The sequence below is a fragment of the Xylanibacter ruminicola genome, assembly GCF_900142525.1.
Lineage (GTDB): Bacteria > Bacteroidota > Bacteroidia > Bacteroidales > Bacteroidaceae > Prevotella > Prevotella ruminicola_A.
The window spans coordinates 78,221-102,508 of record NZ_FRBD01000011.1; the positions used below are offsets into that span (position 1 = coordinate 78,221).

Genomic DNA, 24,288 nt, shown 5'->3' on the forward strand with positions numbered 1-24,288 from the left:
ATTATTATCACAGAAGTCTGATCCAGACCAATAAAGAGTAGACATAGTAGAACAATCTGAATTTCCAGGAAGTTCTTTTGCTAATGCCCCTCAATGCCGATAATTTGGAGGGAAACAGTCCATTTAGTCTCTCATAATAATGTCTTAATAAAGACCGATCTTTACGGAGCATTTCCTTCATAAACCAAGGTGTGTACATCTCTCTACAGGCATCATGCTGAAGCAGGAAAACATCCTGCCGGAAAGCCACCTCTGCCCTCATCTCAAGCTCACCAGGTTTAGAGCAAAAATCTGCAGCCAGTGAATTGGAACGACAAGTCAGAATATATATGACCCTATCAGCCACTACAATTTTTTCAGCATAATAGCCAACGAGCAAAGAAAAATGCCCATCATTTGAATACTTTATTTCGTCAAAACGAATATTGTGTTTACCGACCAAACTGCCTTTGATCATCTTGCCCCATGGTGCAGGCAGTTTAAACCTTATAGGCCATTCATCTACATCAGACAGATATTGGTCAATATTTTTATTTACATAAGAACTCCTGTTTGATTTTATACTTATATCGTCAGAAAGAACTGCTTTGTTCTTGAAGTATATCACATCCGCTTCTGAATCAACGTATGAGCAGATGATGTCATACATATCATCAACAAAGAAATCATCAGCATCGGCAAACAGAATCCATTTGCCCTTGGCATGTTCCAATCCTACATTCCTGGCATAGCCAGCTCCTCCGCCCTTAGTCGTTCTGACAAACTCCAGATAAGGGCGCGACAACTCTGGATACCTTTCCAAGTAGGTGTCAGCATCGGCACTATTGTCATCGACTACTATCATCTGGATGTCCTCAGACACAGGAATTGACCTCAAGCACCGCATTAGCAGATCCGGTATGTCTTTATGAGGTATGATGATACTAAACGTAGGACTCACCGATGTCGTATTAGCCGTAATACTTACAGAATTCTTGCCCATACCATAATTGAATATAAATAGAACTTGATCTTAAACCTTAGTGATTTGCCTTTACTAATATCCCGTAATGCCGATAACTTTGACGGATAAATTTCTTCCAACCTGAAGAAGTAGAACTTGAACAAACTCCGGTCATGCATTAGCATCATATTTAAAAAAAACTTCAATCGATGCTCTCTACAAAAATCATTTTGCAGCATAAATTTGTCCATCCGAAAGGCTGCCTCTGCTCTAAGTTTCAACTCATTGGGCTTTAAACAAAAATCTGACATCTGGGAATCAGGACGAGAAGTGACAACGTAAAGGACCCTATTAACAACCTGAATTGTCCTTGCGTAATAGCCTATCTGTAAAGAACAGTAAGCATCATCAGCATACATTACTTCGTCAAAACGGATGTCGTGTTTGACCATCACATCTCTTTTAACCATTTTACCCCATGGTACATACATTTGTGCTCTAATAGGCCACTCGTCACCGTCTATCAGGTATTGATTAATTTTTTTGTTTACATGAGCATTCCGTTTTGCTTCTCTATTTATATCTGCTGAAATAACCGAATTAGATTTAAAGTATATAACATCTGTTTCTGAATCAACGTATGAGCAGATGATGTCATACATGTCTTCAACATAAAAGTCATCGGCATCGGCAAACAGCAGCCATTTGCCTTTAGCATGCTCTAATCCCACATTCCTGGCATAGCCAGCCCCTCCCCCTTTTGTCGTTCTGATAAACTCCAGATAGGGGCGTGACAGTTCCGGATACCTCTCCAAGTAGGTGTCAGCATCTGCACTATTGTCGTCTACCACAATCACTTGAATGTCCTCAGATACAGGGATTGACTGTAAGCACCGCATCAAAAGATCAGGGATTTCCTTATGAGGAATGATAATACTAAATGTAGGATGCATTGTTTTCATGTTTGTTGAATATTCACAGAATCCTTGCCCATATCAGCAATGAATATAAATACAACTTGATCTTGGTAAGCAGAGATGTACCTTTTCCTATATCATGCAATGCCAATAGTTTTGATGGATATAATTCATCTAACTGGTAAAAGTAATATTTGAATAAAGAATGGTCTCTCTTCAACATTATCAATAAATATTTTCTCATAGACCTAACTCTACAGATATTATGCCTAATCAAGAATTTTTCTTCTCGGAAAAACACTTCTGCCCTTGTTTTCAATTCTCCAGGCTTAGTACAAAATTCTGCACTTAATGATTTGGGACGAAAAGTCACGACATATAGGATCATGTTTGTAACCTTAATGATGTCTGCATGATAACCAACAAGCATGGAAAAATATACATCAGCCGAATACACTACTTCGTCAAATCGGATATTGTATTTAATAACTAAATCCCTTTTAACCATTTTGGCCCATGCAACAAACAACTTAAATCTTACAGGCCATTCATCACCATCTTTCAAACATTGATCAATCTTTCTATTCATCCAAGAACATCGATTTGATTCTATGTTTATATTCTCCGAAAGAACCGCCTTGTTTTTGAAGTATATGACATCTGCTTCCGAATCAACGTATGAGCTGATGATGTCATGCATATCTTCAACAAAGAAGTCATCCGCATCGGCAAACAGAATCCATTTTCCTTTGGCATGATCCAATCCTACATTCCTGGCATAGCCAGCCCCTCCTCCTGTTTTCGTCCTGATAAATTCCAGATAGGGTCGCGACAATTCTGGGTACGTATCTAAATAAGTATCAGCATCCGCGCTGTTGTCATCCACTACTATCACCTGTATATCCTCAGATACAGGTATGGACCTCAAGCACCGCATCAGCAGATCCGGTATTTCCTTATGAGGAATGATGATACTATACGTTGGAGTCATCGTTTTAATATTTGCGACAATACTTACAGAATCCTTGTCCATACTAAAAATGAATATAAATAGAATTTAATCTTGAATCTTAGGGGTTTGTTCTTGCAAAAATCCCGCAGTGCCGATAACTTTGACGGATAAATCTCATCAAGTTTAAAGAAGTAGTATTTGAACAGTTTCCGGTCATTATTGAACATGAGTAACAAATATTGTTTCATGGACCTTTCCTTACACATTTGATGCTGATGCAAAAACAGATCAGAACGATAATGCACTTCTGCCCTTATTCTTAACTCATTTGGTTTTGAACAATAATTAGCCACTAACGAATCGGGGCGGGAAGTCAAGACATAAAGGACTTTATTAACTACCTCAATAGTTTCAGCATGATATCCTACAAACAAAGAGAAAAACGCATCATTTGAGTATCTTATTTCTTCAAAGCGGATGTTAAATTTATTAATCAAATCTCTTTTGATCATCTTGCCCCATGTAGGACAATACATAAATCTTAAAGGCCATTCGTCACCATTCGCATAATAATTATTAATCATTCTATCAATATAAACATCCCTATCTGTTTTTTGGATAATATTTTCTGAACATACAGATTCTTTCTTGAAATAAATGACATCTGCTTCTGAGTCTGAATTTGAAGTAATGATATCATACATGTCTTCCACAAAAAAATCATCGGCGTCAGCAAATAGCAACCATTCACCCTTTGCATGATCCAATCCTATATTGCGAGCATAGCCAGCGCCTCCACCTTTTGTCGTTCTGATAAACTCCAAATAAGGACGCGACAACTCTGGAAATCTCTCCAAGTAGGTGTCAGCATCCGCACTGTTGTCATCCACCACAATCACCTGAATATCCTCAGATACGGGTATGGACTTCAGGCACCGCATCAGCAGATCCGGTATCTCTTTATGAGGTATGATGATACTAAACGTTGGACACACCAATGGCATATTACCCGTAATACTTACCGAATCCTTATCCATACTAACAATGAATATAAGTAGAACTTGATTTTAAATCTCCAGGATTTGTTCCTGCTAATATCTCGTAATGCCGACCATTTCGACGGATAAATCTCATCAAGTTTAAAAAAGAATTCTTTGAACAGCTTGCGGTCTTGATTATACAACTTCGTTAAATAACACCTCGACATCCGCTCCCTGCAAAACCCATTTTGAAGCATAAATATGTCACAACGAAAAGCCACCTCTGCTCTTTGTTCCAACTCACCAGGTTTAGAACAAAAATCTGCACTCAATGAATCAGAGCGATAAGTAACAACATAAAGGACTCTGTTGACAACATTAATGGTTTCAGCATAATAACCAACGAGCAAGGAGAAAAACACATCTGCCGAATACACTATTTCGTCAAAACGTATGCTGTGTTTGACAAGCAAATCCCTTTTGATCATTTTGCCCCACGGAGTAGGCAATTTGAACCTTACAGGATATTCATCACCATCCGTCAAATATTGATCAATGATTTTATCGATGTAAGAACTTCTGTTGTTTTCTACACCTATGTCTTCTGAGAGCACCGACCTCTTCCTAAAGTATATCACATCCGCTTCAGAACCTACATAGGAACAGATGATTTCATTAAGGTCATCAACAAAAAAATCATCTGCGTCAGCAAACAGAATCCACCTTCCTTCAGCATGCTCCAAAGCCACATTCCTGGCATAGCCTGCACCTCCGCCTTTCGTCGTTCTTACGAACACCAGATAGGGGCGCGACAACTCTGGATACCTTTCCAAGTAGGTGTCAGCATCGGCACTATTGTCATCGACTACTATCACCTGAATATCCTCAGATACAGGTATGGACTTCAAGCACCGCATCAGCAGATCCGGTATCTCTTTATGAGGTATGATGATACTAAACGTTGGAGTCATAGTTTTATTATTTGTCGTAATACCTACAGAATCCTTATCCATACTAAAAACGAGTATAAATAGAACTTGATTTTGAACCTTCTGGATTTGTTCTTGCTAATATCTCGTAATGCTGACAACTTTGTAGGATAGATTTCATCTATTCTCCTGAGATAATATTTGAATAAAGGCCGGTCTTTTTGTAGTAACAGCAACAAATATTTCACGACAGGCCTTTCCCTACACATGTTATACTGTATCAATAGCTTATCCGAACGAAAGTACACATCAGCCTTAATCCTTAGCCCGTTTATATTGTTTTCAAAACTCTTACTCAACGAATTGGGGCGATAAGTAATAACATAAAGGACTTTATCGACAACCTTAATTACAGATGCTTTACAACCAATCAACAAAGAACAATAATGATCTTCATAACACATTATTTCTTCAAAACGAATGTGGTATTTATCAACCAAATTCAGTTTAATCATTTTGCCCCATGGCACATATATTTCAGCCCTTATGAGCCGTTCATCACCGTCAGCCAGATATTTGTCGATATTTTTATTTATCCAAGGACATCGCTTCGCTTCTATACTCGTATTTCCCGAAAGAACCGATTTGTTTTTGAAGTATATGACATCCGCATCTGAATCAACGTATGAGCAGATAATGTCATACATATCATCGACAAAGAAGTCATCCGCATCGGCAAACAATATCCATTTGCCCTTGGCCCGATCCAGTCCCACATTCCTGGCATAGCCTGCCCCTCCGCCTTTCGTCGTTGGGATGAACTCCAGATAGGGGCGCGACAACTCTGGATACCTTTCCAAATAGGTGTCAGCATCGGCACTATTGTCATCGACTACTATCACCTGAATATCCTCAGATACAGGGATGGACTTCAGGCACCGCATCAGCAGATCCGGTATCTCTTTATGAGGTATGATAATACTAAACAAAGGAGACATAAACATTCATTATTTGGGTTAACCGATTAAATATTTACTACCAGGAATCAGTGAGATGAGTTTTGTGACGACGGCGCAGCACAGAAACGTTAGCAGGCCAATAACGGGAATAGCCAACCATACAGGCAGTAGCGGATGAGCGACATCGCCACCAATGATCCATTCTGCTATAGACCTCAGGAAGAATACATGCATCAGATACATGCCGAAGGACAGTTTGGCAAGACTGGTAATCCAACTGGGAGCCTTCTGGATGCAGGTGAACAACAGGAAGGCTCCGAAGGTGGCAAGGAGCATATTGGGCGTGCAGGCCTCCATTGACAATTCCAGCATCGATTTGTCTATTAGCATGCCGGGCACGGTCTTGTACCAGACGTACCATGCAGTAAACAGAGTGCCAAGTAGGAAGCAAATTGTTCCAATGAACAGCCGCTTCTGCTGACTCCACTTCAGATGCACACGAATATAATGAGCCAGAACAAGATACCCCAAGTAACCTGAGCAGTACCACAGAGCATGGAACTGATTCCAATTACATTCACCCCAGAGTCTGGGCGAAACAAACCGATGCAGCCAAGGGATGAGTGTCGAGAAGGCGAATAGACCAAGGAACATCAACTCGTCTTTGGCACTGGCCTTTTCGAGCCAAGGTGACACCACTGGAATAATGAGGTAGATACCGATGAGCGGGTACATGAACCACAGATGATAGGCCCCTGACGGAAAGTTGAAAGGCAACATCAGTAGTCGAGATACAGCCTTGCTCCATGTAAAAGCTCCCCACGTGGCGGGCAACACGGCATAAAGTAGCAGGAAGAAGATGAAGGGCGGCAGGATGCGCAAGAAGCGCCGACGATAGAACTGGCTCATCGTCACACCAGGCTTCAAGGGTACTAACAGAAATGCTGAAAGCATCATAAACAGCGGTACGGATACATGACAACAACCATCATAGACTGATACCCAAAAACGATTGCTTTCGTTGGCGATTAGAATTCCCCCCCCTACATTAATGAATTTTCCGCAGGCATGGGCAACCATCACCGTCAGACAGGCCATCACGCGAATGTAATCTGCAAGTGCAATTCGATTTTCGAAAGTCTTTTGTTGCTTATTTTCCATATACTTCTCTGAATTGTGACGAAGCGTTTATTTCCATTTTAAGTATTCCTGGCCGAGGCTTCCCTAAATATGGGTCATCGGGGAAAGCGTCTTCAACCATAAAGGGGTGGGAATATTTTTCGCAGATACGATATTTGTTTTTCTCTCCCATCCAAATCGTCATATAATACTTGCCTCGATTGAGCATAAATGGCGGCAGAGAGAATTCGACAACGTATTCACCAATTTTAGACTGGCAATGAGGACTAACGACTTTACCGCTATTAAATATAATGGTATCGTCTGCTGTATGTAGGACAAAGGCTGCATCCAAATGGAAAGTCGGATAGTAATTCATAAATGTCAGCCGGAAATGGATGCCCGAGGCGACACTCACCACGTCGCCCTTTACCGGCAGCACCTCGAATGACTTGATACGAACTTTGTCATTGCCTGGGGCCGTTGACAAATCATCATAGAACACGCTTTGCGAGGGTGTGGTGCCATCATCAATGTACATTCTGACAGTGTCCTCAATTCCACCCGAGTATTTCACTGCTCCATCTTCGAGCAGGATACCTCTTTTGCAGAGTTTCTGCACGGCTGCCATATTATGACTCACAAACAGCACGGTCCTTCCTTCCCCCTTCGATACATCCTGCATCTTGCCGATGGCTTTCTTCTGGAACTCGGCATCGCCTACAGCCAACACTTCATCAACCACCAGAATCTCTGGCTCCAGATGAGCGGCTACAGCAAAACCTAAGCGTACCTTCATACCCGAAGAATAGCGCTTGACTGGGGTATCGATATAGCGTTCGCAACCAGAAAAATCGACAATCTCGTCGAGTTTGCGGGTAATCTCTGCCTTGGTCATGCCCATGATGGCACCATTCATATAGATATTCTCACGGCCTGTCATCTCTGGATGAAAGCCCGTTCCCACCTCAAGCAGCGAGGCTATGCGCCCACAGACGTTAATCTCGCCAACGGTTGGAGCAGTCACACGAGAGAGTAATTTCAGCAAGGTACTCTTACCAGCACCATTCTTGCCAATGATACCAATCACATCGCCTTGCTCAACACTGAAATTGATATCCTTCAGCGCCCATACGAATTCGCTCTCGCCCTTCTTGGAACGGATGTTGGTATCGCCAATCTTCAAGAAGGGGTCTTCCTTTCCCAAGACATTCATGGCCCACCAACGGCTCAGGTCGTGGCTGAAGGTTCCCGTAGATACCAGCCCCAAGCGATACTGCTTGCCTACATGATTAAACTCAATAGCCTTCATACCTATTCCAATGAAGAAAGCACCTCTTCTTTAACTATTTTAGAGAATTTGTTTGCCCCAATATCAGTCAAATGACTTGAATCATAAAAATCTTCGTCGATAAAGCGTTCGTCGGTACTATAGTCATAGTATTCGACATTTGGATATTTTTGTTTTAAGTTAGCCACAAAAGACTCCATTTCTTTAATAACAACAGGATTTGTTGAGTTGTTGTAGGTTTTGTACAATGGCGTAAAAATCAGAACAAGTTTTGCTCCTTGGTTCATTGCAAGTTCTGCAAGAGTACAATAACGAGAAAATAGGAGTTTTTGTTTTTCTCGATTGGCATCTATTGTGGTGTCAATAATCTTTGGCAGAGACCTATCCTTCCAATTAGCATTTCTCTTTGACAAACTCCGCTTAACATATCCCAAAGAATCACACTCTCTGGCATCTACGTCATTTTTCAGGAACCTTTTCATATAGTCTTGTTTTGAATTCAACAATTCAGGCCAGTACCAAAAGCCATCTACTCGGATGCCCATATATTTATAATACATACACTTATATGTACCTTCACGCCCTAATGGCTTCTTCATCTCATTAGGATTGTTTTTCTCTCTGCCAAAATAGAATCTATAATAATCCAAAGGCATGATTAATATCTTTAATTGAGTCATTTGAGGAACATATCTTTTTGCTAATTCTATGTCATATACAATATTTCTACCAGCAATTGCCATATTGAAAACACCATTACCAAGAATATTGGGCTTTAATGCATGATCTATGTGTGAATTGCCTAAAAGCAAACAACTTATATCGTTAATATGTTTTTCAACATACATTCTTTTATATGAATATGTGTTAGGCCGTAAAAACAACAGAAACTCTATCGCTATATTGATAAGCAATAGTATTATGCCTATAATTGTGATATTATGTATAAACTTTTTCATGATTTATCAGAACTGGAAATAAAAAAACGATTGACTTTGCCCAGTATTAAACAGAATCAACAGATAGATTATGATATACAACGCCCACCTTGTGACTTTTTTACTAAACAACCTGTTATTAGGGAACTGTAGTGCATGCTGCTTGTCTCTTTGTAGCCATTCAACAGCAAGAAGAGCAAGGCCAAAACAAAGATAGGTTCTTCCGTTCTGGGGAATGGAACCAAAGAACTTGTTCGTGACCATTGCCGACAGATACCCAACGGCTTGTGTCATAGACTCAGCACGGGGTAGTACCAAACTGGTAACGAAAAGGAAGAAAGTAAATGCCATTTGAAGTGCTTCCTTGACATTGGGCAGGTAATGACCGTATGCTACCACATTCTTGTATTTTGTGTTAATGCCTAAAAGATTATAGATGATGAGCAGGGTGGCGTGGAACAGCATCCAACATACATAAGTCCAATTGGCTCCATGCCATAAACCACTGAGGGCCCAAACGATATAGATATTGCGAAAGGTTTTCCATTTATTGCAACGACTACCACCCAAGGGAAAATATACATAGTCGCGGAACCATGTAATAAAGGAGATGTGCCAACGACGCCAGAACTCAGGGATGCTTCGTGAGAAATACGGAAAGTTGAAGTTTCGCATCAGATTGATGCCAAACAAACGGGCGCAACCGATGGCGATGTCTGAATAACCGGAAAAGTCACAATAAACTTGAAATGCAAATAGGATACAAAGAAGGAAAAGTGTCACCCCCGGTAGTTCAGCATAGTTCCCCCAATTGTCGTCAATAACAGTTGCACAATTGTCTGCAATAACGAGTTTCTTAAAAAAACCCCATAGCATCTGCCGCATTCCGTCAACGGCCTTGGCATAGTCGAAATGCCTTTGTTGCTGGAACTGGGGTATAAGGTTCGTAGCCCGTTCAATAGGACCTGCCACCAACTGCGGAAAGAAACTGATATAGGCAAAGAACTCTACAGGGTCATGAGTAGCAGGTAGCTTCTTTTGGTAAATGTCAATGGTATAGCTGAGTGCCTGGAACGTATAGAAACTGATGCCTACGGGCAATACAATGTTCATGGTCACCCAGTCCAAATGCCAACCAAATGCACCCAACATTACATCAAGGTTTTCTACAAAGAAGTTATAGTACTTGAACACTCCAAGGATGCTGAGGTTCAGAACAATGTTTGATGCACTTACCCACTTCTGCTTTTGCCTCTGTCCCTCGTAGTGTTCCAAAAGGAGGCCACTACCATAACTGCAAAATGAGGTTAGGGCAATTAAGAATAAGAATCGCCAATTCCACCATCCATAGAAGATGTAACTCGCAATGACAATCAGCATGTTTTGCCATCGTCGCTCACGAAACACAAACCAATAGAGCAGGAACACTATCGGCAGGAATGCCAAGAACTCTAAAGAATTGAAAAGCATAATTCGTCAATTATTATTTGCAAAGCTTTAATCTTTTAATTCCATAAGGTTCTAAACAGTATCCATAAAATTACGTTGTACCTTATTAAATATAACGACGCTGAATAGCAACAGCACACTCATAAACAGGAAGCTATAGCCTAAGGCGAGCCAAGAGAAATAGCCCTGTCCCAAAGTGGCATATTTGAAAGCCTCGATAATGGAGGTCATCGGGTTGGCCATAATCAGTGTGCGTAGGGGCCCTTCTTCCACCATGCTGAGTGGATAGACAATAGGCGTGGCATACATCCAGAGTTGGACGATAAAAGTGAAGAGGATAGTAAAGTCGCGATACTTGGTGGTGAGCGAGGATATCAGGATGCCAAAACCAAGTCCCAGTCCTGCGAGCATCACGACCAACAGAGGAATGAGCAGAATGGCCCAGTTGGGGACTATCGGTGCACCCCCCACAAAGAAATAGAGATAGAGTGCCACAAAAAGCCCCAGCTGAATGACAAATCGCAACAAATTGGATATCACCACAGCGATGGGCACCACCAGACGAGGGAAATAGACCTTGCCAAACATGTTCTGATTGGCTGTGAATGTGTTTGACGTCTGATTCAGACAGTCGGAGAAATAGAACCAACAGATGTTGCCAGCCATATAGAAAAGGGCTTGGGGCATCCCGTCGGTGCTCATCTTGGCGATGCCGCCAAACACCACCATATTCATGATGACGGTCAGAATGGGTTGTATCAGATACCATAGCGGGCCCAAAATGGTCTGCTTATACTGCACCACGATATTGCGCCTGACAAACAGTTCTATCAGGTCACGATAACGCCAGATTTCCTTGATATCAATATGCCACAGCTTTTCATGCGGCCTTATTTTCATTGTCCAGACTTGCTGTTGCATATAATTGTTTAAACTGATTCTTTGTTTTCAACCTTTTCAAGACAGTAAGATGGAATATAAGCGGTGGTCAAGCCGGATTGAAGGCCTTTGATGGTAATGACCACCCTCCTTTGTCCTGCTATACGGGCGACACGGCCTGTTATATCTTTAAAGGGGCCATCGTTGATACGCACTAAATCGTTAGAAAGAAACCGGCAGGTATTGGTGTCGATTTCCATCACATGCTCGTCGAGCAGAGCGGTAACTCTGACTAATGGTTCCATATCTTTGGAACGGACTGTCAACGGTGGGTTGTGGCCGTTCTCGTCCGTGATGAAATGATTGTAATAGTAAGTGGTGTATTGCGACATTTTGGAATGCCTGACATACTTTTCCGCTTCTTGCTCCGTCATATAGGCAAAAAGAAGGTTCATGAAGGGGAACAGCTTTCTTTGCTTCTTGCCCGTCTCTTTGTTCCTGATGTCTTTCCAAATCTTCGCCAGATAGACGTAGGTACCGTCTTCAATGAGGGTATCTGCAACCGTCTGCGCCTGCCCATACTTGATACGGAGGACATACCAAGCCTTGTCTTCACACGGCACATATCTTACCGACACCCCTGTTTTTGAGCTTTTCGCTTCGGGGATGGCAAAGGAGACAAATCCTGAGCAATTCTCGTCCTTGATATTAGCATTATCCAATGCGTTCATATCCAACGGTCTATTATATTTCATAGCGCCAACACGAAATCCCTGTGTCGGTACTTGCAGGTGCAAATATAGGAAAAAGATTTGGATCAAACAAGCGTTTTTGTCCAAATCTATACTTTTTACCCCACATTTGGACAAAAATGTCTATCTTTGCATCGTCAGAGTCCACCACGCTTCCCGTCAGAACAGCGTACCAGGGTGGAACTTTTTTATTTATAGCCACAATGAAGTACAACAAGCAACCGCTCGACATTCCTGCACAGATAGCCATGCTGAAAAGGCGTGGCCTGAAGGAAATAACGTAAGTGACTATTTCGCCGATTTTTGGGGTTTTTGAAGCCTTGAACAGTTATTTATATTTAAAAATATGGTGAATTATTCACGAAATATGAATTTATATTTGGTTTTTCAGCTTTCTTGTTGTATATTTGCACTCAAAATTCAATTATTTAATGGTACGACTATGATACAGGAGTTTCAAGTACAGAATTTCTACAGCATCAGGGAGCGGCAAACTATTAGTTTTGTGCCGACCAACGATGGTAATATGCGTGAACAATACGTACACGAAGTGGCAGAAGGAGTGGAACTCCTGAAGATTGGCATCGTGTATGGTAGTAATGCCAGCGGTAAAACTACCTTGCTCCAAGCCCTGTCGTTTTTCCGTAGCGTTATGCTCAACAAGCCCGAATCAAAAAATGAAGGCATGGGTTACTTCCCATTCCTGCTCGACAAACACAGCAGGGATGAGCATTCGCAGATGCAGATGACATTCTGGCTAAACGGAGAAAAGTACGTCCTGAACCTGGAATTCGATAGCAAGCGAATCTACGAAGAATCGCTGATGGTATATACCAGCGCTCGTCCTACCTCTCTTTACAAACGTGTCTATCAATCGGAGTCCGACCATACGGAGGTGCTTTTTGGCAATAAGGCTGGTATTGACAAGGCCACTCAGCGTGCTATTGAAGGCAACACCACTAACAATTGCACGGTGATGGCTGCCTTTGGACAATCGAATGCTCACGTGTCAAAGTTGAACGATGTGTTTGATTTCTTCTTTGCTGGTTTACAGAATATCTTGACTCCTAGAGACTATCTGTCGTATGATGTTAAAAACGAACTACGAAATGACAAGGACGGCAAGAAAAAGCGCTTCCTGCTCCAGTTGTTGAAAGCCAGCGACTTCAACATCGTTGACATGACACTCGACGAGCGCGAAGAGCCTATCACTCCTGAAATGGAGAAGACCATCAAGAGTGCTCCGATATCTGAGGAGGCTAAGATAGAAATGCTAAAGCGCGGCACCATCAAGTTTGATGATATTATGTTCAGACATACTGGTGAGGATGGGGAATATGAGTTGCATGAGAAGCTGGAGTCTGCCGGTACGCATCGGTTCTTGGGCATGTCAATCGTGCTGTACTACGTGTTGCACGAGAACAATTTCATCCCTATCGATGAGATTGAGACCAGCATCCACTATGAGCTGCTTGCCTATTTCATCAAACTGTTCCTGGCTAACAGCGAGGGTTCATCGCAGTTGCTGATGACCACCCATGACATCAATCTGCTGAATGAGGACTTTATTCGCAGGGACATCGTGTGGTTTACTGATAAGAGTAGCCAGGGTGCTACGCAGTTGAAGCGACTCTCTTCACTCGGCCTGCACAAGACGATGAATCCATACAACGCCTACAAGCAGGGCAAGTTGGTGGACCTGCCATTCCTTGGAAGTATTTACCTTGAAACTGAGTAGCACATGGCAGTCAAGAAGAGTATAGCAATCATTGGCGAGGGCGAGTATAAGAATAGGAAGTATAAGATAAAGAAGTTATTTTAGAATAAAGATGTTTTGTTTATGGATAACAAGAAGGAAGAAATAAGACAGGCATATTACTATACAGACATCGAGCCGACGCTTGAGAATCTACATGAGATTATTAGAATCTGCGAAATCTTCTTAAAAGAAGGTGGAGACAGATTGATGTGCGCTATGGATATGCGCAAGTGGGATCTTGACGAGATAGATCGCTTAGCTGTCTATATCGTACAATCTCGGCAGAAGATGGAAACGGAACTAAACAGACTCAAGAAATACCAGGATGATTTTAATGACATGTTTGCAACCGACCATAACGATTACTATAATTCTGTCGCAATTATGTTGAGACACATCAGGAGTCATACAAGTCCGCTGAATAATTTGCTCAAGAAGACTTGCAGCCGTAAGCATCCCAACCAAAAGGCGTGTCAGCGTCATCATATCAAGCCCAAATCGGTAAGAAAAGAATCAGTTTTGGCCTCTGATACATATCAAAAGCCTATTTTCAGTATTGACGATCCGACTACACCTGCTCAAGTGTCGGGTCTATTTCGCGAACTAAAGAAATTCTTTGCTGATGAAAATGAATGTATGAAAATTTGCGTAAAAGTGTTGAATGATGAAGCTGAAATTCGGAAAGATCCAGTTAAGAGTAAATACGTTCTTGACAAGTATAGGCGTAAGGCTTTTGAGAAGTTGAGAGGCCAGATTCTGCTGATTTCTGATGATACGATAAGTACACTTAAAGAAATTACCCCAGCTTACCAACGCTTCAAGAGTTTTGCAACAGACGAAGCATTTGCACAGGAAGAGTTCCATAAGCACAACATAACAGACATGGACCATTTTTGTCTGATAGAGTTGGCTGTAGCCAAGCATAAAAACAAATTAGATAATGATGAACTGGCCAATTGGGGCGACAATCCTGCATGGATAAAAAGAATCAAGTATGTTATCAAGCATTTCGATGAATTGCTTCCTGATAATTTCTCACACAAGATGATGGGCAAGTTCCAATATTATTTCTGCAAATGGGCACTTCCTGGTAATATAAGCAACGCCACAAAATACTTTATCAAGCATTATAACGGCAAATGGAAAGTCTCAAAATATGCAGCTGTTAATAGTCACGGAAAAGAATATGACCAGCATTCTGCCGAAGTAATAGAATTCCATTCTGCTATTGACACCTTGCTAAAGAAGGCAAACTTGTCAGAAATGACGGCTCAAAGCGCATAGAAATTAGATTTCTACATCGTAAGTATAGCGGCAAAATACACGATAATATATCGACCTCAAAAGGGTCGATATATTTTTTTGTATAGTAACATAGATCGTAATCTATTCAACTCTGGAATAGATTCAAAATGTCTGATTTTTGATTTACCAAAGCCTCTATAATCTAAAACTAAATAACGGCAAATCTAAAACCACCCAACAAAATCTAAAACCATTGAAAAGCAGCCTTATATATCACTAAAAATCAGTATAATACGAGCCTATTCCAATTCTATTTTGTTTTATGGTAGATTGCGAAATAAGATGTAATTTTGCATCAGAATTCGACACCTCAGGTATTAACCGAGCACGGGCCTGGGGGGCGGACAAGGCGAAATCGTAACCACTATACCGAAGTCCGTTTGTGCAAGTGGGATAACCTCATACAATAAAAAATATGTTTAGTATGGAGGCAAAAAATAACGCAACAATCACCAACAGCTGGAATCCGGCTGAGGTGCGCATGAGCTTCTTCACGAAGCCTATCACTAACAAATGGCCTAGCGGACAGCCACTGTCGCTGTTTCAGGTCTACCGTTACATTATTACTCGTAGGTATAAGCCTGAGACAGAGCTGCTCAGAACAATCACCGACGACAACAAAGCCCGCGACTTTAAGGGGGAAAACCTGGACTACGTGACTCCGAGTGGTGTTTTCAGCTATTGCTCAGACAATTCACTCGTCAGTCATTCCGGCATACTGTGCATGGATCTGGACCATCTGGACAACCGAGTAGAGGAGTTGTTCCAACTGCTGATTCATGATCCGATGTTCATGACGCTGTTGTTGTTTCGTTCGCCACGCGGCTCAGGACTGAAATGGTTTATCCATATCGACCTCTCGCGCTGCGATCACCGTACTTGGTTTATAGCAGTACGCAACTACCTTATGCACACTTATCACCTGGACGACAAACAGGTAGATAAAGCTTGCGGTAACACGTCGAGAGCATGCTTCTTGTGTTACGATGCAGAAGCGTATATTCTCCCCTTACTCGTTGAGTATTTTTAATTAGTAAACCCAAATCATAAATAAAATAGATTAGTATGAACAACAATACAATCTTTGATCCGATGGCATGGGCAGCAGCCACTGGCAACAACAAGACTGCCAACAACAACGACCAAACCAAGTCTGGTCAAGTACCCAACCCAAAGTCGGCCATTCCCTTCATCGGGAATGAGCTGGAAAAGGCCAAGGCCACCGTTGAAGAGCTCATCCGTCTTGGGGCCAACATTGCCGAGAGTTATGATGATTGGTGGAACTGCGGCTGTGCACTAGCCGAACTTGGTCCAGAGGCCGGCAACCTGTTTCATCAGATTTCGAGCCAAAGCACTAAGTACCGAGAGACTGACTGTGAGAAGAAATGGCAGGAATGCCTGTCGAAACATGACGGCAGGATCACTATCGCAACTTTTTACAAAATGGCACAGAACGCCGGCGTAGACCTGAGCGCTATCGGTAGACAGTTTCCCTCAGCACCCTCAAACCCTCACACTGCGGGAATTAATCATTCAGAAGTAAGCAACAACAACGTTTATCAGTCTGAAAACACTGATTATAATAAAGGTATAGACGATAACAGTATTCTTGCTTCACAAACATCAGGAAACTCCCTCGGCCATGAGGGAAATGCGGGAATTGAGGGAAACGGCGAAAGCGATTCTGTCAATCCGAGTCAAGACTTTGCGCAGTACACCGAAACTTTTTCTGACAAACTTGACGTATCTCGACTTCCTACCATGCTTCGAGATCTCATAGAGACACAGACAGATGCAGAAGGGCGCGACAAAGTTACACTTGCTACATTGACACTTTATTCGGGAGCAATGCCTGGAGTTTATGGCATATACGACGGCAAGCGTGTATATCCACCATTCTATACACTCATTGATGCACCTTCAGGAGCCGACAAGGGTGTTATCTCTGATTGTCGCCAGTTAGTGAAACCTATAGAATGGGAGATTCGAAAAGCCTATGATAGCCAGCTTGAGGAATACCAACAGGAATATGCAAAATGGACGGCACTTGACAAAAAACAGCGTGCTTCACAAAACGAACCTGTCAAACCACCCTATCGTTCTCTTTTCATTGCAGCTAATTCATCTGCCACATCAGCTTATCAGGCGCTGTCGGATAATAATGAATGGGGCATCATATTTGAAACAGAAGCCGACACGCTAACCCAAGCACTTAAGCAGGATTATGGCGATTATAGCGATGGACTTCGCAAGGCTTTCCACCACGAAGCTATCAGTTATAGTCGCAGAAAGGATGACGAGCATGTTAATCTAGACTGCCCTCGACTAGCAGCCTTGTTGACCTGTACTCCAGGACAGGTGCCACAACTTCTGTCGCCGCAGCAGGTGGAGAACGGATTGGCAAACCGTTTCCTGTTCTACAACTTGAAGAGTCATCATGCATGGCGAAATGTCTTTGCCGAATGTAACGAGCCCATTGCCGACCGCTTCCTGAAAATCGGTCAACGTTATCTGACACTGTATCATGAGCTGGAGAAGCAAATGGAACATCCGATTCAGTTTGTACTAAGCATAGAACAGCAAAAACAGTTCAACGAATATTTCTCCGGTTTATTGCTTGAGCAGATTGGACTCTACGGTGAACAGTTAGATGCCTTTGTTAAGCGTCTTGGTCTTACCACATTCCGTATGGCAATGGTTCTTACCGTGCTTCGCTGTGAAGAGCGTGCTCCCATGCTCGATCCATTGTCACAGACTCTTGTTTGTACAGAAGAGGATTTTCAGACAGTGATGACCATCACGAACTGCCTGATTAACCATACTACTCACGTTTATGCCAATCTATTGCCTCATGATGATACGCAAAAACATAATGGTGTATTACTATCAACAACTGAGAAAGCACTATTCGATGCTTTAAGCCATGAGTTTACCACACAGGATGGCAAACAAGTTGCTAAAAAACTTGGCATACCTTGGAAATCTGCTGAACGATACATAGGATTCTTTGTCAGCAAGTATCACATTGCCAATCGTATCAAAAACGGATATTATATGAAGAAATCATAACTCATTTTTTTAACGAGACGTAATGTCGTTAGTAGCGAGCCGTAACCTCATCAATAACGAGATTATGGCTCGATTTTTATTTACAATAATTAATAAAAATAGTCTCTAAAATATTTGGTTATTTCAAATAAATTTAGTACCTTTGTAACCAAGAAAGGCAGGAAAATCCTGACCTGGATAATGTCTCACTTAATAATCTAATATCATGAGTAAAATTCTGTACGAAGTGTACAAAAACGACATCAAGGACTCTGAGAGTGTGATGTACGGGAAGTGGTACGCAAGGCTGAAGAGCATCGAGACGATGAGCATGACCAAACTGGCCAAGCACATCTCTGAACATGGCTCGGTTTACACCGAAGACGTGGTGGAGGGAGTGATGAAGAAGTTTAAGTCTTGTCTGATTGAGATGCTGCTGGAGTCGAAGAAGGTAAAGGTAGCTGGTCTGGGTACATTCTACCTGACGGCTGAGTGCCAGAAGGGCGGTTCAGACAAGGAAGAGGACTTCAACGTGAAGGAGCACCTGAAGGCTCTGCACATCCGCTTCCTTCCTGACCAGACGGCCGAGGACAACCTCTCAAGCCGTGAGTTCATCAAGAAGGCCGAGTTCGTGAACATCAAGAACCTGCTGTCGGGCAACACCGACGAGGAGACTGGCGATGACGAGAATTCTGATGACGGTCCAACTGGAGGTCTGACTCCTAATCCAGGAGACTAAGCGCTCAGCCTGGTACCCTCCCCGAGACTCAATGGGTCTCGGGGTTTTTACATAATACCATATTGCCAGAGTATGATATTTGTTCACGCTGGCGGGATTGAACAGTGAGCGATGAACTGCCGTTGTCGAACACCATCAGACTATATAAATAGGTGTCTTCGTTGTTGGCCACACTGATTTCTATATCACGCCTACCGTTTTTCTTAATCGTCTCATTATAACTGCTTATGGGGGCCGAGAAGTTCAGTCCGTTACCACCACCGTAAGGCACATTGTAGGCCCTTCCGATGTAAGGAAGATACGAAATAAGCGAATCGTTTCTCACCTCGATCGAATAGGTAGACACGCTCCTGGAAGGCCCTTTACCTGGAATCATGCGGGTTATGTCGATTTTGTACTTACGAGCGCCCAATGCATCGGTCACCATCTTGGCTTGTTCAGCTTTTCGGGCGGCTCGCTCTTCCTGCGTAGCACATGACACAAACACCACATCGCACGAAATAAACATTGCTATGACCAGCGAAAGGATTGAATTCTTTTTCATCATCTATTCTTATTTTCGATTTATCACAATCACACTGTCTGCCTTTACTCTTGTCTGCAGCCAGTTGTGCAGTTTCTTGCTGTCTTCTTTAGAAAGCTCTTTCTTTCCCACAGATTCTATGATAGCCGCCACATACGTATTCCGTTTTGTAGAATCTCTATTTACTTCGATCACCCTTTGGAGTGCAAGTTTACTGATCTGCGGGAAGAGCGAGGCTAACTCTGGTCTGATCTCGGCAGCAAGCGCCTCGTATCTTTTATATTCCTGCAGTTGCTCGCTAAGCTGCGCATTATCGGTAGTGAGCTGCAACAGCTGCTTTTGCTCGGTTGCGCGACTGGTAGTCAGTGTCGTCACCTGATTACTCAGCGCAAGCACGCTGTCGCTCTGAGTACCTTGTATAACACGGAGCGAATAGTTGTTCAATCCGTATTCTTTCATCCTGCGCTCGGCCTCTGCCTGAGTGCTACTGCTAATTTCGCGACCCACTGCCACCACACGCAGGTACATACTGTCCTTGTCTACAGTGTTCGAGATAATCTGCGTACCGCGCTGCATCAGTTCTGTTTTTACAAATTTACGCACGTTGTTATCGAATATGCTTTGCTGCACAATGTGAACCGTCATATAAGCAGCAGGCAATATGGTGACCACGACAATAGAAACCAGTATGCGGCGCCCCTTGATGGCTTTCTCGCTTAACCGATAATCTTGCTTCTGGAAGTGCATCAATCGCACACCACAATATGTGGCGAGTGCGATAAACACCGTGTTGATGAAAAACAGGTAGAACGCTCCAAGAAAATAGAGCAGATGACCGGTGGCCAGTCCGAACCCCGCCGTACAGAGCGGTGGCATCAGCGCAGTAGCGATGGCAACACCAGGTATAACGTTGCCTTTACCACGAGTACAGAGGGCTATGATACCCGCAGCACCACCGCAAAAGGCTATAAGCACATCGTAAAGCGTAGGCGATGTACGGGCTAACAATTCCGACTGCGCCTCGCTGAGGGGCGATGTCAGGAAATAAGCTGTGGCCGTGAGCACACTAATCAGAGTAGCCACGCCATAGTTCTTACCAGCCCGCTTAAGCAGACTGAGATCGTTGATGCCCACAGCCAATCCCATACCTACTATAGGCCCCATTAGCGGCGAAATAAGCATGGCGCCGATGATAACCGCTGTAGAATTTACGTTCAGACCTAGTGAGGCGATAAAGATAGCAAAGATGAGCACCCACAGATTGGCCCCCCTGAAACTCACGCCCTCAGTAATCTGGGCTATAATCCTCTGTTCGTCCTCCTTATCGGGCATCAGATTAAAATAGACGCCCGCTCTATCAATAAACTCTTTGACTGCCATATCATGTTTCTATTTATGGTTCCACATTTTGTGGGCAAAGATATAAATAAATCCGCTTAATTGTTGGCCACGCTGTTCTGTTATAGCTATACGTTATGTGTACTATAATTTGTATCCTAATGTTACAACGATGACTTGGTTACGAATAGATTTTGCAGCACCTGATACTACTTTGGTGAGGCCGAAGTTGTAGCGGGCATCGAGGGTTAATCCACCGTACTCGTAAGAGAAGCCAACGGGAATGGAGAGATCGAATTTGTTGAACTTGAAATAATCATTATCGAAGAGAAGATCAATGGCTTTATCTACATCATACGATTTACCGTCAGCCTTCAACTTGGTCTTTACCCTAAAGGCTGGTTGCACGCCTGCTTTCAGAGCAAGGCCTGGCAGCACATAATAATTGACCGTTATGGGCACAGCTATATAATGGTTGTCTAACTTACAGGCTGTACCATCATCGGTTGTGTCTTTTACACCCTGATTGGTGTATAACACACCTGCTGCCAAACCTAACTGATCGGTAAGATAGTGTTCAACCTCGACGCCATAGGTAAGGTCGAGTTTCATCTTGCCGTCCTCATAGTTAGTCAAGTTTGATAAGGTGATACCAACTCTGGGCTGGATAGTGATATCGCCTTCCTCGTGCTGGGCATTTGCATTTACGCTAGCCATCATGGCGGCTACGACCATTAAAATAATCTTTTTCATAATCTTCTAAGTTTTAATATATTGTTTCAGAATTGTATTAATGTCATCTAATATCGGTTGTTAATATTGTCTGTATTTGGGTTTTCTGTGGCAAAGGTAAATAAAAAATCCTGTTAAATAGCGAACAACACCTTTAAATTATGTTAATGATATATCATAAAATTCTCGCATTAAATCGCGCATATCTGATGATTTTTGTGTAATTTTGCAGCGGAAATATGAAGGAAGTGAATCGGACATATATAGCCATCGACCTGAAGAGTTTCTATGCTTCGGTAGAGTGTGTGGACAGAGGATTAGACCCGCTGACCACAAACCTTGTGGTGGCCGATGTTTCGAGGACCGAGAAGACCATCTGTCTGGCGGTGTCGCCCAGTCTGAAGGCTTACGGCGTAGGTGGTCGGGCACGACTGTTTGAAGTGGTGCAGCGCATGCGTGAGGTGAACTACCAAAGGCAGAGCCAGCTGCCTACGCACAGATTAACCGGCAAGTCGGTATTTGAGCACGAACTGAAGGCGCATCCTGATTGGGCCGTAGATTACATCGCTGCCCCACCCCGAATGGCCTATTATATAGAGGTGAGCAAAAAGGTGTACAGCGTGTATCAGAAATATATCGCACCTGAAGATATCCATGTTTACTCGATCGACGAGGTGTTTATGGACGTAACCAACTATCTGGGAACCTACAAGATGACGCCTCACGAGCTGGCTATGACAATGATACGCGACGTGCTGAAGCTGACAGGTATTACGGCAACGGCCGGCATCGGCACCAACATGTATCTATGCAAGGTAGCTATGGACATTATGGCCAAGAAGATGCCGGCAGATAAAGACGGTGTGCGCATAGCCGAACTCGACGAGATGGCATATAGGCGCGAGCTGTGGGACTATACGCCGATAACCAAGTTCTGGCGTGTGGGCAAAGGTATTGCCAGCAAACTGGCCGTTTATGGCATCGACACCATGGGCAAGCTGGCTCGCATGTCGGAGCAGAACGAAGAACTGCTTTACCGCATGTTTGGCGTAAATGCCGAACTGTTGATAGACCACGCATGGGGCTGGGAACCATGCACGATAGCCGAGGTGAAAGCCTATCGACCGGAAACCAATTCTTTTAGCAGCGGCCAGGTGCTGCAGGAGCCTTACGACTTTAGCAAGGCGCGTGTAGTGATCAAGGAGATGGCCGAGGGTATGGCGCTCGATTTGGTAAGAAAACAGCTGGTAACTGATCAGGTTGTGCTGACGGTAGGCTACGATGCCGAAAGCCTGACTCGCCCAGAGATACGCGCTAAGTATCATGGCGAGATAACAACGAACTATTATGGTAAGGCTGTACCTAAGCACACTCACGGCACGCAGAACTTCGACAGGCCAACCTCTTCATCGCGACAGTTGATGGATGCTGCAGCTGCGCTATTCGACAGGTTGGTAAATCCTGATTTGCTGATTCGACGACTTAACCTTACAGTTAACCGCGTGGTGCCTGAGTCGGTATTGGAGGCACAAAGCAAAGAGCCTGTGCAGCTTGATTTGTTTACCGATTACGAGGCACTGAAAAAACAGCAGCAGGAGGAGCAAGCACGCCAGGCCAAGGAGCGGCGGATGCAGGAGGTGCAGCTAAAGATCAAACAGAAGTTTGGCAAAAATGCCATTCTTCGTGGGTTAAACTTCGAGGAAGGTGCCACGGCCAAAGAACGCAACGCTCAGATAGGAGGACATAAAGCTTAATTGATAATGGATAATGGATAAATACGACGATATCATCAACTTGCCACATCATGTGTCGAAGCGGCATCCACAGATGTCGATGTGGAACCGTGCGGCACAGTTTGCACCCTTCTCCGCGCTAACAGGCTACGAAGATGCCATACAGGATTCCATTCAAGAGAATCTAAAGGCTTTTGAAGAGTAGTAGAATTCCCCCTTAGATTTTCCTTACCGGGAAGGTGAAGTAAGTTTCGGGGAAGGGCTCGTTCTTTAGAGTGAAGTGCCACCACTCGGTGTCGAAGGGCTTGAAACCGTGGCGCAGCATAGCCTGACGCAGAATCATGCGATTCTTGAACTGCTGCTCGGTAATGCTGCGACCTGCAGAGCTCTTCGAATTGTCACCATTATACTCGCCCGTTTCAGGATTGCCGCAAAAGTCGGGATGACTCTCGGGACCGAACCAGTCGAACGTACCGCCCATGTCAACCTCTTTCTCGGTGGTCATGTCGAACAGCGTCAGGTCGAGCGTTGAGCCACGTGTATGACCGCTCTTCAGGCAGATATACTCCTGAGGAAACAGCACGCTCTTGTCAAGGTCGGGATAGAAATAAGGCTTCATCAGCGAGTCGTTGATATTCTCAGCCCAGCGCACAAAGTGGTCTACACCTTTCTGCGGACGGTAAGCATCGTATATCTTCAAACGATAGCCTTGCTTCATCACATCATCGCTTACTGCCTTCAAACTGTCGGCAGCCTGACGGGTGAGCAATGCTGTAGGCTCTTCGTAGCCATCGATGCGCGTGCCTACAAAGTTGTATGTACCAAAGTAGCGTATCTCGAGTATCACATCGGGCACCACGTCGGTAATGGTTACAAACTGGCTGATATCATCGGTAGCGATGACCTCTGCATGTTTCTTAGTGTCAGTAAAGCACGACACCATTGTGATGCCGCTGAATGACAGGATGGCGGTAAACATCCATAGTCTTGTTTTCTTCATTCT

General features: G+C 43.5%; 24 protein-coding genes. 8 read left to right on the forward strand and 16 right to left on the reverse strand.

Annotated elements, in window-relative coordinates; translation table 11 throughout:
* Nucleotides 1–7: 7 nt before the first annotated feature.
* The 12 genes from BUB86_RS08390 to BUB86_RS08445 all read right to left on the reverse strand — a co-directional run bounded on the left by BUB86_RS08390 (nt 8) and on the right by BUB86_RS08445 (nt 12,111).
* The gene (locus tag BUB86_RS08390; protein WP_073208292.1) at nt 8–982 is read right to left on the reverse strand and encodes a glycosyltransferase family 2 protein; all 975 of its coding nucleotides are present in this window, start codon (nt 980–982) and stop codon (nt 8–10) included.
* Complete coding sequence (locus BUB86_RS08395) at nt 964–1,905, reverse strand: glycosyltransferase family 2 protein (RefSeq protein WP_073208296.1); 942 nt, start codon at nt 1,903–1,905, stop codon at nt 964–966. Before BUB86_RS08395 ends, BUB86_RS08390 begins: the two co-directional genes overlap by 19 nt.
* Before the next feature lie 13 nt (nt 1,906–1,918).
* The gene (locus BUB86_RS08400) at nt 1,919–2,851 is read right to left on the reverse strand and encodes a glycosyltransferase family 2 protein (protein WP_175549451.1); all 933 of its coding nucleotides are present in this window, start codon (nt 2,849–2,851) and stop codon (nt 1,919–1,921) included.
* A 23-nt stretch (nt 2,852–2,874) separates the two neighbouring features.
* A complete protein-coding gene (locus BUB86_RS08405) occupies nt 2,875–3,849 on the reverse strand; it encodes a glycosyltransferase family 2 protein (protein ID WP_073208303.1) in 975 nt (324 codons plus the stop codon).
* Nucleotides 3,831–4,763 (reverse strand): glycosyltransferase family 2 protein, encoded by a 933-nt coding sequence (locus BUB86_RS08410; RefSeq protein ID WP_175549452.1) that lies wholly within the window; start codon nt 4,761–4,763, stop codon nt 3,831–3,833. Before BUB86_RS08410 ends, BUB86_RS08405 begins: the two co-directional genes overlap by 19 nt.
* A gap of 23 nt (nt 4,764–4,786) precedes the next feature.
* Nucleotides 4,787–5,665: a glycosyltransferase family 2 protein gene (locus BUB86_RS08415; protein ID WP_197018833.1), complete on the reverse strand. Its 879-nt coding sequence runs from the start codon at nt 5,663–5,665 to the stop codon at nt 4,787–4,789.
* 72 nt (nt 5,666–5,737) lie between these two features.
* Nucleotides 5,738–6,841, reverse strand: coding sequence for an acyltransferase (locus BUB86_RS08420; protein ID WP_073208308.1), 1,104 nt, complete (start codon nt 6,839–6,841; stop codon nt 5,738–5,740).
* The gene (locus BUB86_RS08425) at nt 6,831–8,117 is read right to left on the reverse strand and encodes an ABC transporter ATP-binding protein (protein WP_139261526.1); all 1,287 of its coding nucleotides are present in this window, start codon (nt 8,115–8,117) and stop codon (nt 6,831–6,833) included. The genes BUB86_RS08420 and BUB86_RS08425 overlap by 11 nt, the downstream gene beginning before the upstream one ends.
* Nucleotides 8,114–9,049, reverse strand: a complete 936-nt coding sequence (locus tag BUB86_RS08430) for a hypothetical protein (protein ID WP_073208315.1) — start codon at nt 9,047–9,049, stop codon at nt 8,114–8,116. Before BUB86_RS08430 ends, BUB86_RS08425 begins: the two co-directional genes overlap by 4 nt.
* A 6-nt stretch (nt 9,050–9,055) precedes the next feature.
* Nucleotides 9,056–10,498 (reverse strand): MBOAT family O-acyltransferase, encoded by a 1,443-nt coding sequence (locus BUB86_RS08435; protein WP_073208317.1) that lies wholly within the window; start codon nt 10,496–10,498, stop codon nt 9,056–9,058.
* Nucleotides 10,499–10,549: 51 nt separating this feature from the next.
* On the reverse strand, nt 10,550–11,398 hold the full coding sequence (locus BUB86_RS08440; RefSeq protein WP_073208320.1) for an ABC transporter permease: 849 nt from the start codon (nt 11,396–11,398) through the stop codon (nt 10,550–10,552).
* An 8-nt stretch (nt 11,399–11,406) separates the two neighbouring features.
* Nucleotides 11,407–12,111 carry a transcription termination/antitermination NusG family protein gene (locus BUB86_RS08445; protein WP_073208322.1) on the reverse strand — a complete coding sequence of 235 codons (705 nt, stop codon included), beginning with the start codon at nt 12,109–12,111 and terminating at the stop codon, nt 11,407–11,409.
* A 116-nt stretch (nt 12,112–12,227) separates the two neighbouring features.
* Here BUB86_RS08445 and BUB86_RS17625 point away from each other — a divergent pair, with 116 nt between their 5' ends.
* The 6 genes from BUB86_RS17625 (at nt 12,228) to BUB86_RS08475 (ending at nt 18,959) form a co-directional block, all read left to right on the forward strand.
* Nucleotides 12,228–12,392 carry a hypothetical protein gene (locus BUB86_RS17625; protein WP_175549455.1) on the forward strand — a complete coding sequence of 55 codons (165 nt, stop codon included), beginning with the start codon at nt 12,228–12,230 and terminating at the stop codon, nt 12,390–12,392.
* A gap of 158 nt (nt 12,393–12,550) precedes the next feature.
* Nucleotides 12,551–13,846: an AAA family ATPase gene (locus BUB86_RS08455; protein ID WP_073208328.1), complete on the forward strand. Its 1,296-nt coding sequence runs from the start codon at nt 12,551–12,553 to the stop codon at nt 13,844–13,846.
* Between the two features lie 102 nt (nt 13,847–13,948).
* On the forward strand, nt 13,949–15,151 hold the full coding sequence (locus BUB86_RS08460; RefSeq protein ID WP_073208331.1) for a hypothetical protein: 1,203 nt from the start codon (nt 13,949–13,951) through the stop codon (nt 15,149–15,151).
* A 445-nt stretch (nt 15,152–15,596) separates the two neighbouring features.
* The gene (locus BUB86_RS08465; RefSeq protein ID WP_175549456.1) at nt 15,597–16,202 is read left to right on the forward strand and encodes a BT4734/BF3469 family protein; all 606 of its coding nucleotides are present in this window, start codon (nt 15,597–15,599) and stop codon (nt 16,200–16,202) included.
* Between the two features lie 35 nt (nt 16,203–16,237).
* Nucleotides 16,238–18,241: a DUF3987 domain-containing protein gene (locus tag BUB86_RS08470; RefSeq protein WP_081373169.1), complete on the forward strand. Its 2,004-nt coding sequence runs from the start codon at nt 16,238–16,240 to the stop codon at nt 18,239–18,241.
* Nucleotides 18,242–18,446: 205 nt separating this feature from the next.
* Entirely contained in the window at nt 18,447–18,959 is a 513-nt protein-coding gene (locus BUB86_RS08475; RefSeq protein ID WP_073208339.1) for a hypothetical protein, read from the forward strand.
* 28 nt (nt 18,960–18,987) lie between these two features.
* On the opposite strand, the gene BUB86_RS08480 is transcribed toward BUB86_RS08475, so the two are convergent.
* The 3 genes from BUB86_RS08480 to BUB86_RS08490 all read right to left on the reverse strand — a co-directional run bounded on the left by BUB86_RS08480 (nt 18,988) and on the right by BUB86_RS08490 (nt 21,573).
* Nucleotides 18,988–19,506 carry a DUF4251 domain-containing protein gene (locus tag BUB86_RS08480; RefSeq protein ID WP_081373170.1) on the reverse strand — a complete coding sequence of 173 codons (519 nt, stop codon included), beginning with the start codon at nt 19,504–19,506 and terminating at the stop codon, nt 18,988–18,990.
* A gap of 6 nt (nt 19,507–19,512) precedes the next feature.
* A complete protein-coding gene (locus BUB86_RS08485; RefSeq protein WP_073208343.1) occupies nt 19,513–20,862 on the reverse strand; it encodes a DUF389 domain-containing protein in 1,350 nt (449 codons plus the stop codon).
* Nucleotides 20,863–20,964: 102 nt separating this feature from the next.
* Nucleotides 20,965–21,573, reverse strand: a complete 609-nt coding sequence (locus BUB86_RS08490; protein ID WP_073208346.1) for a porin family protein — start codon at nt 21,571–21,573, stop codon at nt 20,965–20,967.
* A 218-nt stretch (nt 21,574–21,791) separates the two neighbouring features.
* On the opposite strand from BUB86_RS08490, the gene BUB86_RS08495 reads away from it, so the two are divergent.
* On the forward strand, nt 21,792–23,306 hold the full coding sequence (locus BUB86_RS08495; protein WP_073208349.1) for a DNA methylase: 1,515 nt from the start codon (nt 21,792–21,794) through the stop codon (nt 23,304–23,306).
* Between the two features lie 13 nt (nt 23,307–23,319).
* Entirely contained in the window at nt 23,320–23,490 is a 171-nt protein-coding gene (locus BUB86_RS17630; RefSeq protein WP_175549457.1) for a hypothetical protein, read from the forward strand.
* Nucleotides 23,491–23,502: 12 nt separating this feature from the next.
* On the opposite strand, the gene BUB86_RS08500 is transcribed toward BUB86_RS17630, so the two are convergent.
* Nucleotides 23,503–24,285, reverse strand: a complete 783-nt coding sequence (locus BUB86_RS08500; protein ID WP_139261527.1) for a M15 family metallopeptidase — start codon at nt 24,283–24,285, stop codon at nt 23,503–23,505.
* Between the last annotated feature and the right edge of the window lie 3 nt (nt 24,286–24,288).